Below are 12,274 nucleotides of genomic sequence, written 5' to 3'. Positions count from 1 at the left end.
AGTTGCAGGTTCAAGGTTCGGTTCCGATGCCTTTGCCAGCCCGGAGACGCTTTTGCATTGGCGGCGGCTTCTAGCTGGCAAGCAGCCCGGAGCAGCGCGTCGTCAAAAACATCGAGGCTGTCAATTCTCATAGCAGCATCCTATGGCTCCAAGCATCTGCACGCCGCCGGAACCGGCCTGCCGGCGGGGAATCAAGAGGCACCATGTTTGCACGAGCTTTATTGACAACGCTTCTAGGATCAAAACATGAGTAGTGTTTCGGAAAATATTCGTCAGGCCCGAGCGGGGGATAGCGCCGAGGTCTACCGATTGGCGCGCATGTTTACACCTGATCTGGGGTTGGGTGCAGAAGACTTCGAAGAGAATTTCCAGATGCTGGTCAATGATTCCAACTGGTTCATTTGCGTTGCTGAATCTGGCCGTGGGCTATCCGGCTATGCCGCGGCGCAGGATTACGGGCCAGGACTGCGTACCCCGTTCACTGTCGGGCGCCTGCACGATTTGTTCGTGGAACCTGGCACGAGACGAACCGGCTTGGGGAAGAAGATGGTTGAAGAAGTATTCCGTTGGGCCAGGCAGAGTTCAATGCCAATGATCTTGGACTGGCAGGCCACCGAGGAATCGATTTCCTTCTACGCGTCCTTTGGATTGGAAGCAGACTTTGTCGGAGACTTTCCGCAGTGCCCGGGATTCACGCTCGATCTGCGTCCAAAGACCTAGTAATTGCACAAAAGCGGGGAACGATGAAAAGTCATCGTTCCCCGCTGATAGTGAAAATCTTTACTTGGCTGCGCTGGCGGTAACTGGTGGCAGATCCGACCATGGGAAGGTGATCCATTTGTCGGTACGGCGCCATTCGTAATCCGGAACCATGATGGTGCGTGGCTTGGTGTACAAGCACACGGTCTTGACCTCGGCGCCCCAAGCGGAGACCAAGTCGACAACCTTTTCCAGGGTGCGGCCGGAGTCGGAGACGTCGTCAACGATCAGGATCTTCTTGTCGCGCAGGTGGCCATCGTCCAGCATTGGAGGAAGGACCACTGGCTCAGGCAAGACAGTGCCGATGCCGGTGTAGAACTCGACGTTCAGCGCACCGCAGGCCTTGACGCCCAGAGCGTAGGAAATCGATCCGGCTAGCAGCAAGCCGCCTCGTGCAACTGCCAGAACGATATCTGGCTCGAAGCCATCGTCGACAATGGTCTGTGCGAGCTCACGGGAAGCTTCACCGAAGGTGTCCCAGGTGAGGATCTCGCGCTCTGGCTCTGAAAGGACGGATGCCCCGGAATCGTCAATGCTAGTCATTCTGCAATTTTAGCCCCGAATTTGGCGCGGTGTTGCACGGTTGAAACCAATCGTTCACTTTTTCCTCCCATGCCCGGAGGGTTCCCATCCGTTGATCAGGCAAGAATAGGCAGGCCATGCACTTGCTTGAGGAATCCATCACTTTTCGGAAAATCCGGCTGGTTGCAGTGTCCTTGTGCCCTTGGTGCGCCAAAAACCGTCTTAAGGATGACCAATGCCGAAGCCCGACTAGCTAGGATAGGAGAAAGGCTATCAGTCGGAGATAATCAGTTTGTCCAATGAAGGAGAGGCATCGTGAGCCTGCGAACCTGGAGCATTCGAATCGCCAGCACTGCCGCGGTACTTGCCATCGGTGTGGCCAGTGCGATCCCTGCCGCGCAGGCAGGCAATTCAATACAGCTCGCTGCCGGACAGAACCTGGAATCGGTCACCATCGAGGACTCCACTGGCAAGCTCAATGAGCAGCGGCTGCGTGATGCACTGGAGGAACTCGACTTCAATGAGCCCACGGACGTAGCCGTCTACGCCCGCAACGGCGAGTATTCCGATGACATCAATACCAAGACCTTGGAATTCGCCAAGTCGTCGCATCCGGAATGGATATCTGCCAAGCCGGAAGACTACGGGGACTATTGGACCGATGGGATGTTCATCATCACGCTGTCCATTGAAGGCCGCGGGGATGGGCAGATCGGCACGTATTTCGGTGAAGACCGCAAAGTCTCCGAGAGTGCAATGGAGAGTATCCATGAGGCTGGCTATGATGACTTCAACCTTTCGCGGTGGACCGACGGCGTGATTGCCGTAGCAGACCAGGCGGCCGTGATCATGAATCGACCCTGGTACGAGCATCCGGCGTTGTGGATCGCCGGCGGAAGCGCCGGAGTGGTCGGTGCCATCGTTGGCGGCGCCGTGATGCACACCCGGTCAAAACGACGGGAAACTTTTGCCGAAGAACTGCGCCAGGGCGGATCGCATCTGACCAACGTCACCATGGACCTGGATGAAACTGAACTAGCGGCCAGGACGCTGCCGGCCACCTCGCAGCACGCGATCGAATTGGAACAGCGCTTCGCCAAGTTCATGACCAAATACCGTGCCTGTTTCGAAGCGCAGCAAGCACTGGAAAGTTCGGGCAAGAAGGAGCGCTCCGGCTATGAAGGGGTTCGATTTGCCAAAGAATTCAGAGAATCAGCGCAGTCCTTGGACCTGACCGATGACGCCATCATTGCCGCGTCGGCGCTGTATACCCGCTCAGCTTCTTGGAAAGATGCTTGGCACGCGCAGACCAAGCCGCTGGAAGATGACCTGGCTGAGATTAGGGAGCTGCTCCAGGACGTTGAACCGGAGTTGATGGGCAGCGCTGCTGCGTTGGCTTCCTATCGGGAAGTGGCAACAGAGCAGCTGAGAGAACTGTCGGTGCAGCTGGAGGAAGAGTCGATCACCGTGGACCAAGCGCTCGACTCATTATCGGCACTGCGTGCCGAATTGACCGAGAAGCTGGATATCTTCGCCCAGGCGCAAATCGAAGTGTATGCCGAAAGTGCAGAAGAAAAAGCCGATATGCAATCGGAACTGAAGAAGTCCCGTTACGAATCCAGAACCAACCAGAATTCTGTCGGCACCATCCTGGATGTCTTGAATCCATCTTCGATGTACTGGCGCGTGGGCAGCTACCACCACGGATATACCGCAGGGGTCAGTGCAGTGACCGCGTCGCGTGAAGCAGCGAGCTCATCTGGCGGAATATCCAGCGGCTATTCTGGAGGTGGAAGCTTCTCCGGGGCTGGTGGATCTTCCCGTTTCTAACGAAAGGCAACGTCATCTTCGCAGAGCTCTTGCCATCTGCCGTGCACGTGGTTCAAACCCGCACCGAACTTGACGACGGGCCACGCTATTGGCAAGAAGAACGCTACATCTTAGGGGCGGTGCCGCAGCGGCAACAAGAGTTCCATACTGTCCGTGTCTGCGCTCGCCGTGCGTTGGCACCATTGGGTTTTGCAGACTTTGCCTTGGTTCCAGATGGCAAACGGGCCCCTATTTGGCCAGAAGGTGTTGTGGGTAGCATGACCCATTGCGCTGGCTTCAGGGCCGCCGCGGTTGCTTCAAGCGCGGACCTTCGCTCGATTGGCATCGATGCTGAACTGCACATGCCCCTGCCTGAAGAAATCCATGGGATCGTACTGCTTGCCGAGGAACAGCAACTGGTCCAGGACCTGGCTGCGTCCCATCCGGGCATTGCGTGGGATCGGCTGATTTTCAGCGCCAAGGAAAGTGTCTTTAAAGCCTGGTTCCCGCTGACCCGGCAATGGCTGGATTTCTTGGAATGCCGGATTTCCATCGACATCCCCACGCAGCGTTTCCAAGCAAGCATCCGCGACGAGCAGGCAATGGCTGCAAAACATGGCCTTTCGGTGATGAACGGCGCCTGGAAAGCAGACGGCCCCAGCGGCCAGGCGCTGCTGGGGACCTGCATCACCGTTCCCTAACCGCGATTCATCACCAGTGGCGCTTAGAATTCCTCGCCGTGGGTAATCACGTTGGCTGCACGGCCGACGATCTTCGGATCTGGCGATCCCACCAGCTCGTGGTCCTTGCCCTTGTAATCGAAAAGATTCAGGACGTGGCGCATCGCTTGCAACCGGGCGCGCTTCTTGTCATTTGATTTCACCACGGTCCACGGGGCATGCTCCGTGTCGGTCTTGAGGAACATTTCCTTTTTGGCTTCGGTGTACTTGTCCCATTTATCCAGGGACTCAAGATCCATGGGGGAGAGCTTCCACTGGCGCACCGGATCGATGCGGCGAATCGTGAAACGAGTCAATTGCTCGCTGGCGGAAACCGAGAACCAGAACTTAATTAGATCGATCCCCTCATCGACTACCATCTTCTCAAAGGCCGGCGTCTGGTCAAGGAAATGCGCTACCTGCTCTTGGGTGCAAAATCCCATGGCCCGTTCGACCCCGGCACGGTTGTACCAAGACCGGTCGAAGAGCACGATCTCGCCCGCCGAAGGGAAATGCTGCACGTAGCGCTGGTAGTACCACTGCGTCGACTCGCGTTCGCTGGGCTTCTCCAAGGCCACTACCCGGGCGCCGCGCGGATTCAGGTGCTCGGTGAAACGCTTGATCGTGCCGCCCTTGCCGGCGGCGTCACGGCCTTCAAAGACGATCATGATGCGGCGGCCGTTCGCCTTGGCCCACTTCTGCAGTTTCAGCAGCTCGATCTGCAACGCCAGCTTCTGGAGCTCATAGGTGGCCCGGTCGAGCTTTTCAGTGTAGGGGTAGTTCTCCCGCCAGGTATCCACGATGCTTCCATCGGCGCGGACCAGCACCGGGTCGTCATCGTCGTTGTCCAGGACGGAGTAGCCGAGGAAGGATTCATCGAGCAGCGGGGTCTCTACAGTCATGCATTGACCGTAGAATTATCCGATGAACAGCACATGAACAACAGCTGAACATGGCGCGGACTCACGGCTATTTGTGACCAAGAGCAACAAAGCACCCGAGCTGCGCCGGCCACGGAACAGGCCGTGCAAAGATTAGCCGGGGAACGGCGGAAGGTCTTCAGCAAACAGCCAAGCGTCCAAGATCGGCTGGATTTGGCTTTCCGGGGCGTAGCGGCAGAGCAATTCGGCGAACATCTGCGTGCTGACCGTTGAATGCTTATGCGTTGCCGTCCATTCGCGAAGCATCGCATAGAACTGCGCTTCACCGAGCTGCACCATCAGCGCATATAGCGCCAGTGCACCGCGCTTGTACACCCGGTCATCGAACATGTCCGCGGGTCCCGGGTCGCCAACCACAATGTCTTGCGGCAGGTCCTTGAGCATTTGCCACGCGGTGCGGGCGCGTTCGGCCAGCGGCATCAAGCCAGCTTCCTGGGAGTAGACCCATTCGCTGAAGCAGGCGAAGCCCTCGTTGAGCCAGATATCTTTCCAGCGTCCAGGAGTCAGCGAATTGCCGAACCACTGATGCGCGAGCTCGTGCGCGATCAAGCGCTGCGCCTCCCAATGGAGGGACAGGTGGTTTTTGCCGAAGATGCTCAGCCCCTGGGCTTCGAGCGGGATCTCCAGCTCGTCATCGACCACAACAATCTTGTAGCTCTCAAACGGGTAGGGCCCGAACTTCCGCTCGAACAGCTGCGCCATGGCGGCCTGTTTCGCGAACGCGCCACGCACCGGCAGATCGCTGCCCGGCACGGCATAGGCCAGCAAATGCCCGCCCTGGTCGAAGGGGATCTCCTGGTAGCGGCCGATCTGCAAGGTCGCCAGGTAGCTGGCCATCGGTTCGCGCTGCTCGTAGACCCAGGTCTCGCGGCTGGCTGAACGTCGATGATCCACCAGCTGGCCATTAGCCACCACCCGATAGCCGGCATCCGTGGAGATTTCGAAACGGTAGGTGGACTTGTGGCTCGGGTGGTCATTGCACGGGTACCAGGTGGAAGCGCCCACCGGTTGGCCCGACACCAAGATGCCGTCGGTGAGCTCCTCCCAGCCAAGCTCGCCCCACAGCCCGTCTTCAGCTTGCGGGCTGCCTGCATAGCGCAGGTTCAGCTCCACATGCTCCCCGGCTGGCACCGGAGTGGGCAGGGAGATGACCATGCGGTGGTGCTTCTTGGACACCTGCACCTTGCGTCCTTGGCAGGTGGCCTTGATGATCTTCAAGCCGCTGAGGTTCAGCGCCACTTCGTGGAGATCCTCCAGCGCGCGGATACGCAGCGTGGCCCGGCCATCGAGCAGATTGCTGGCTAGCTTGATCACCAGCGCCAGGTCATAGTGCTCCACCGTGTACTTCGGGGACCCATGGTGCTTGGTGTACTCGTCGAGTATGGTGTGGGGCATCGGTGGGGATTCCTCAGGCTTGTTGGTCAACTGGCAGTTCGGATTCGGGCTCTTCTTCGATGTTCCAGCGTACCGCCGGATTGCCCCGCCAGTAGGTATTGGCCGGCAGCACCTCGCCGCGCAGCACCAGGCTGGCAGGTCCGGTGGTGGTGCCTTCCGAGATCCGCGCAGCGGGAAGGATCACGCTGTGCGGGCCCAGGGTTGCGCCAGCACCGAGGGTGACCGCATCGATGGACATGATGCGGTCGTGGAACAGGTGGGTCTGCAAAACGCAGCCGCGGTTCACCGTGGCATGGTCTTCCAAAGTCACCAGATCCGCTTCCGGGAACCAGTAGCTTTCGCACCAAACGCCATGGCCGATCCGCGCGCCCTGGGCACGCAGGAACCAGACCAGAGCCGGGGTGCCCGAGGCCAAGCGGGCGAACCACTGCGCGCACACCAGCTCGGTGAAGGAATCCACCATTTCGGTGCGCCAGATGAACGAGCTCCACAGCGCGTGCTCGCCCGGGCGGATCACTCCGATCACCAGCCACTTGGCGGCCACCGCCACCAGCGCGGCGATCGCACCGGCAGCCACCAGCACCGCGCCGGAGAGCAGGATCGCAGCCAATGGGCTGAAGTAGGTGGTCAGCGCGGACAGCGTCCAGAGCACGCCGCCGGCAATTCCCACCGTGGTGAACACGGCCAACGCGCGGGTCAGCTCCCACCCGGCGCGCAGCATCTTGAGCTTGAGGGTAGGGCGATAGGTCAGATCCGATTCGCCTTCCACCGTGGTGCGGCGCAGCATGTGCGGAGGCGAGCCGATCCACGAGGTGCCGGCCTTCATCTTCTTGGGGGTCGCCGAGAGCACCGCGATCAGCGAGCGCTTGGGTACCCGGCGTCCGGCATGCAGGATCCCGGAGTTGCCCAAGAACGCCTTCTTGCCCACGCGGACCGGGGCGATGTGCATCCAGCCGCCGCCCAGCTCATAGGAGGCGACCATGGTGTCGTCAGCAAGGAATGCGCCGGAGGAAATAGTGGTCATCTTCGGGATCAGCAGCACCGTGGAGATCTCCACATCTCGGCCCACCTTGGCGCCCAGCAGGCGCAGCCAGATCGGGGTGAACAGCGAAGCATAGAGCGGGAAGAGCAGATCGCGGGCGGTATCCAGCACGCGTTCGGTAGCCCACGCCTGCCAGCCCACCCGGGAAGTCACCGGATGCCAGCCTTCGACCAGTCCAATGGATAGCAACCGGACTACCGCGATGGTCAGCACCATGGTGGAAAGGAACCATACGGTGGCACCCAGCAGCACGGCGGGGATGAAACGCCAGCCGATGCCGGTCAGCGATTGCACGGTGCCAAGCACCGGGGCGATGGCCAGCAAAGCCGCGATCACCGGGATCCACTGCGCGAGGTTCAACGCGATGGAACCCACGGCGCCCAGGAACCGGGGCAGCAGCTTGTGCTCGGGTTCGTGCTCCGGCCATTTCGGCTTCGCCCGGCCTTCGCGCTGGGCGGGGGAGCCTGCATAGCGCGAATGGCTGCGCGCCTGGCCGTAGAGAGCCGAACCGGCCTCTACGATGGTGCGCTCGCCGATGACCGCACCGGGGGCCAGGGTGCTGCGTGCGCCGACCGAGGCGTGCGCCCCGACTTCGATGGCGCCCACATGCAGCTTGTCGCCGTCGATCCAGTAGCCCGAAATGTCGACCTCGGGTTCAATGGTGGCACCGGGGCCGACGGTGAGCAGACCGGTGACCGGTGGCAGGGTGTGCAAGGTGGCGGTGGCATCGATTCTCGCTCCGAGCATCCGCGCATACCAAGGCAGCAGGGGAGCGGAGGCCAGCGAGATGGGATCCACCACGTCGGCGATGTGCTGGGCCAGCCACAACCGCAGGTGCAGCGATCCGGAACGCGGGTAGGTGCCCGGTTGCAGCCCGCGCAGCAGCAGCTTGTTGGCCGCGATGGATAGCGACATGCGTCCCAGCGGGGTGACGAACAGCAGCCACAATCCGCCCAGCACGTACCAAGGGGCTGGCAGCGGTGCGTCGAAGACGCCCAATGCCACCATGAACAGGTGCCCGAACATCAGATAGGTGAACCAGCGCAACCCGGAGAGGATGAACAGCGCAACGGCCAGCAGGCTCTGGACCCATTGGGTTCCGCGCTGGGTGCGCACCACGGTGCGCGGCTGCGCCGGGGCGGCGGACTGCTGCTGTCCGCCCAGGTATTCGACCAGGGCGCCGAAGCGCGGGTAGTCGTAGAGTTCGGCGACGGTCAGATCCGGGTAGCGGGCACGCAGTGCGGAGACCAGCTGCGCGGCGGCCAGCGATCCGCCGCCGGAAGCGAAGAAGTCCGCATCCCATCCGGCGGCCGTGGCGCCGAGCGCGCCCTTCCAGCAATCGGCGATGAACTGGCCGGTGCCATCGAGCTGGGGCAGATCGGAGGCGTCGGCATCCTGCGCGGCGCCGGGCAGCGGCCACGGCAGCGCGTTGCGGTCCACCTTGCCGCTGGTCTTCATCGGCAAGCTGTCCATCACCGCCAGGATCGGCACCATCGGGGCCGGCAGGTCCGCCAGCAGCGCGGTGCGCGCGGCAGCCAGGTCGTAGCCGGGGTCGACCTGCAGGTAGCCGACCAGGATCTTGTTTCCGGTGGCGGTTTCGCGCACCGCCACCGCGGCAGCGGACACCTCGGGCAGCGAGTTCAGCGCCGCATCGATTTCACCCAGTTCGATGCGCCGTCCGCCGATTTTCACCTGGTCATCCACGCGGCCCACGAAGATCAGGCCCAAGTGATCGTTGATGACCATATCGCCCGAGCGGTAGGCGCGTTCCCAGCCCAGGGTGGGCATCGGCGCGTACTTCTCGGCGTCCTTTTCCGGATCCAGGTAGCGGGCCAGGCCCACGCCGCCGATGATCAGCTCCCCGGATTCCCCCTCGGCCACCGGGATCCCGTCGGGGTCCACCACGGCCAAATCCCAGCCATCCAGCGGCAATCCGATGCGCACCGGCACGCTGCCGTCCATGGTGGCGCCGCAGGCGACCACGGTTGCCTCGGTAGGACCGTAGGTGTTCCAGACTTCACGGCCTTCGGTGGCCAGGCGCCGGGCCAGTTCTGGCGGGCAGGCTTCGCCGCCGAAGATCAGCAGGCGTACCGAATCCAGGGCCTGGGCCGGCCACAGCGCGGCCAGGGTGGGCACAGTGGAGACCGCGGTGATGGAGCGCGAGATCAGCCAGGGTCCCAGGTCCATGCCGCTGCGCACCAAGGCGCGCGGGGCCGGGACCAGGCAGGAGCCATTGCGCCAGGCGATCCACATTTCCTCGCAGGAGGCGTCGAAGGCTACCGAGAGTCCGGCCAGCACGCGGTCGGAGGTGTTCAGGGGGTTTCCGGGAAGGAACATCTTTGCTTCGGCGTCCACGAAGGCGGCTGCCGAACGATGGGTGACCGCCACGCCCTTGGGCTTGCCGGTGGATCCGGAGGTGAAGATGATCCACGCGTCGTCTTGCAGCGAAGGCATGCGCGGGTTGGCGAAGGGCTTGGGGCGCTGCGCATCGGCAACGATGGTGTCCCGGCCCTTGATGATGCCGGCGACTTGGGCTTCGGTGAATACGGTCTTGGCGCGTTCATCGGGGTCATCGGCATCCACCGGTACGTAGGCGGCGCCCACCCACATGATCGCCAGGATCCATTCGTACAGGTGCCGGGTGCCTGATTCGACGCGCAGGCCGATCCGGTCGCCGGCGCCCAGTCCCTGTTCATGCAGGCGGAGGGCTTTGGCCTTGACCTCTTCGATCAGCTCGGCGTAGCTTTCGATGCGTTCGCCGTCGTCGATGGCCGGTGCGTCGGGGTGTGCCAGCGCGGTGGCCTGCACGATGTCCATCAGGGTGCGTGCATTTGGTGCCCGGTCTCCGGAGGGGAACTGCGGCTGGTGGATCGGTGCATCCGGGGTAGGAGCCTGTTCGGTATCCATGCTGTTCGGATCCGTCCCTTCACTAAAGAGCGTGCCGGGATGCTGGGGGAGTGCATCCTTGACGTGAAGTGGATCCTGGAGGGGTAGGAGCTCAAGGCTCCTGCAACCATTAAAGCGTGCCGCCTGCCGTTGCGGTCAAAATTATGGTTGAAGTGTCATGTATCTCACCGGTTGCGCACCGCCTGCAGCAATTTGAGCGGGGTGTCGTGCAGGACCTCGCGCATCCACTGCCCGCCCAGGCCCCATGCCGCCAAGGCCTGGATCTGGTGGCTGTAGGAGTAGGGAATATTGGGGAAGTCGGAGCCGAGCACGATCTTGTGCCCCAGCCCGGCCACGACCTGCGGATAGTCCGCTGGCAGCGGGGCGATGCGGTTCATGAATTCGGTGCCCACCATGGTGGTATCCAGATACACATTCGGGTGCTCGGCGGCCAGCTGCGCGAAATCGAGGTAGTCGGGCAATCCGGCATGGGCGATCACCAGCACCAGCGAAGGGTGCCGGGCAATCAACTCCCGGATCGGTTCGATCCCGGTGAATTCACCGCGATGCGGCCCGTTGCCGCAATGGATCACCACCGGCGTGCGGGCTTCGGCGAGCAGCTCCCACGCCTGATCCAGCTGCGGATCCAGCGGGGTAAACCCGCCCACCTGCACATGCACCTTGAAAATTTCCACCCCGTCGGCGATCGCTTCGCGCACCAATTGTGTGACCCCGGGTTCCGGGTAGAAGGTGCCCGAACGAATCGCCTCGGGATGTCCGGCGGCAAAATCCCGCGAATAGGCATTGAGCCAGGCCGCCATTGAAGGGCGGTGTGCATAGTTCAGCGTGCCGTAGGCGATCACGCCCAGCTCGCGCAGCGTCGCCACGCGCTGCGCTTCGCCCAGCCGGTAGTTGATCGGCCAGGGCGCACCGCTGCGTTCGCCCGCGGAATCGAAGAACGCCCAGACCTTGTCCAGCACGTTCTGCGGCATGAAGTGCACATGCAGGTCGATCAGCCCGGGAATGCCCAGCGCCTGCAGATAGGCCGGCAGGGCCGCATCATTCTGGGGGCCGGTGCCGGCATGCCCGCTCAACAGGTCAGCCATGATCAAGGAACCAGGATGACCTTGCCGGTGGTGGCCCGCGATTCCAGTGCGGCGTGCGCCTTGGCGGCCTCGGCCAGCTCGAACTGCGCGCCGATGCGCACATCGATGTCCCCGGCGGCCACCCAGCCGAAGATATCGCCGAAGCGCCAGTGCATCTCTTCTTCGGTCGCCAGGAAGTCATCGAGCTTCGGACGGGTCACGCTCAGCGACCCGCCGGCGTTCAGCCGCTGCAGGTTGAAATCCGGGACCTGGCCGCTGGCTCCGCCAAAGAGCACCAGGGTGCCGCGGCGGCGCAGGGCGGCCAGCGAGGTTTCGAAGGTGTCCTTGCCGATGCCGTCGTACACCGCATGCACGCCGGCCCCGCCGGTGACCTGCTCGACGGTGGCGGCGACCTGGTCGTAGTCCACCACGTAGTCGGCGCCGGCAGCCTTGGCCAGGTCCTTTTTCTGCTGGGTGGAGGCGGTGGTGATTACCGTGGCGCCCTTGAGCTTGAGCAGCTGGGTGAGGATCAGCCCCACGCCGCCGGCGCCGGCGTAGGTCAGCACGACATCTCCGGAGTGCACCATGTAGCTCGAATGCACCAGGTAGTGCGCGGTCATGCCCTGCAGCGGCAGGGCAGCGGCAATGCGCAGGTCCACCGCATTCGGGACCTTGCCCGCACGCTTGGCCTCAACCAGCGCATACTGTGCGTAGCCGGCGGTGCCCGAGGCAGTGGCCACCCGGTCGCCGATCTTGTAGTTCTGCACCCCGTCGCCGATCTGCTCCACTACGCCGGAGAATTCGCTGCCCGGGGTGAAGGGGTAATCCACCTTGTAGACGCCGCTGCGCTGGTAGGTCTCGATGAAGTTCACTCCGGTGGCGGCGACCTTCACCAGCAATTGGCCGGGTCCCGGGGCGGGAACGGGCACCTGGCCCAGTTCCAATCCGTTGGCATCTGCTGGTTCATTAACCACAATGGCTTGCTGCTGCATGGCGCGGTACTCCTGGCGTGCGTGCGGGGGATCCGGGGGAACGGTTCCCGGGTTGGTCTCTACGGCAAGTGTAGGACTTTGCGTTGTTGCACGGGGCCACCTGGGCTGGATGTCGGGTTACGTG

9 protein-coding genes are annotated in these 12,274 nt (G+C 62.4%); 3 read left to right on the top strand and 6 right to left on the bottom strand.

Annotated elements, in window-relative coordinates; genetic code table 11:
• Positions 1-246 precede the first annotated feature (246 nt).
• Complete coding sequence (locus AB4Y71_RS05515) at positions 247-720, top strand: GNAT family N-acetyltransferase (protein ID WP_441718545.1); 474 nt, start codon at positions 247-249, stop codon at positions 718-720.
• 60 nt (positions 721-780) lie between these two features.
• On the opposite strand, the gene AB4Y71_RS05510 is transcribed toward AB4Y71_RS05515, so the two are convergent.
• Positions 781-1,302, bottom strand: coding sequence for a phosphoribosyltransferase (locus AB4Y71_RS05510; protein WP_134780992.1), 522 nt, complete (start codon positions 1,300-1,302; stop codon positions 781-783).
• Between the two features lie 294 nt (positions 1,303-1,596).
• On the opposite strand from AB4Y71_RS05510, the gene AB4Y71_RS05505 reads away from it, so the two are divergent.
• Together AB4Y71_RS05505 and AB4Y71_RS05500 are read left to right on the top strand one after the other, a co-directional pair.
• Positions 1,597-3,111 (top strand): DUF5129 domain-containing protein, encoded by a 1,515-nt coding sequence (locus AB4Y71_RS05505; RefSeq protein WP_441718542.1) that lies wholly within the window; start codon positions 1,597-1,599, stop codon positions 3,109-3,111.
• 41 nt (positions 3,112-3,152) lie between these two features.
• Entirely contained in the window at positions 3,153-3,791 is a 639-nt protein-coding gene (locus AB4Y71_RS05500; protein ID WP_441718540.1) for a 4'-phosphopantetheinyl transferase family protein, read from the top strand.
• Between the two features lie 23 nt (positions 3,792-3,814).
• Here AB4Y71_RS05500 and ppk2 read toward each other — a convergent pair whose 3' ends face one another.
• From ppk2 to AB4Y71_RS05475, 5 genes are all read right to left on the bottom strand, one after another.
• Positions 3,815-4,711 carry a polyphosphate kinase 2 gene (ppk2, locus tag AB4Y71_RS05495; RefSeq protein ID WP_441718538.1) on the bottom strand — a complete coding sequence of 299 codons (897 nt, stop codon included), beginning with the start codon at positions 4,709-4,711 and terminating at the stop codon, positions 3,815-3,817.
• Positions 4,712-4,843: 132 nt separating this feature from the next.
• On the bottom strand, positions 4,844-6,145 hold the full coding sequence (locus AB4Y71_RS05490) for a M1 family metallopeptidase (protein ID WP_441718535.1): 1,302 nt from the start codon (positions 6,143-6,145) through the stop codon (positions 4,844-4,846).
• Positions 6,146-6,158: 13 nt separating this feature from the next.
• Entirely contained in the window at positions 6,159-10,094 is a 3,936-nt protein-coding gene (locus AB4Y71_RS05485) for a Pls/PosA family non-ribosomal peptide synthetase (RefSeq protein WP_441718532.1), read from the bottom strand.
• 164 nt (positions 10,095-10,258) lie between these two features.
• Positions 10,259-11,179, bottom strand: coding sequence for an amidohydrolase family protein (locus tag AB4Y71_RS05480; RefSeq protein WP_441718530.1), 921 nt, complete (start codon positions 11,177-11,179; stop codon positions 10,259-10,261).
• Positions 11,180-11,181: 2 nt separating this feature from the next.
• Positions 11,182-12,150: a quinone oxidoreductase family protein gene (locus AB4Y71_RS05475; RefSeq protein WP_013348498.1), complete on the bottom strand. Its 969-nt coding sequence runs from the start codon at positions 12,148-12,150 to the stop codon at positions 11,182-11,184.
• Positions 12,151-12,274: the final 124 nt, after the last annotated feature.

The organism is Glutamicibacter sp. MCAF14, from assembly GCF_052114325.1.
In the GTDB taxonomy this organism is placed as follows: Bacteria; Actinomycetota; Actinomycetes; order Actinomycetales; family Micrococcaceae; genus Glutamicibacter; species Glutamicibacter arilaitensis.
The sequence above is the reverse complement of the archived record's forward strand: the minus strand, read 5'-3'. Positions and strand labels throughout refer to the sequence as shown.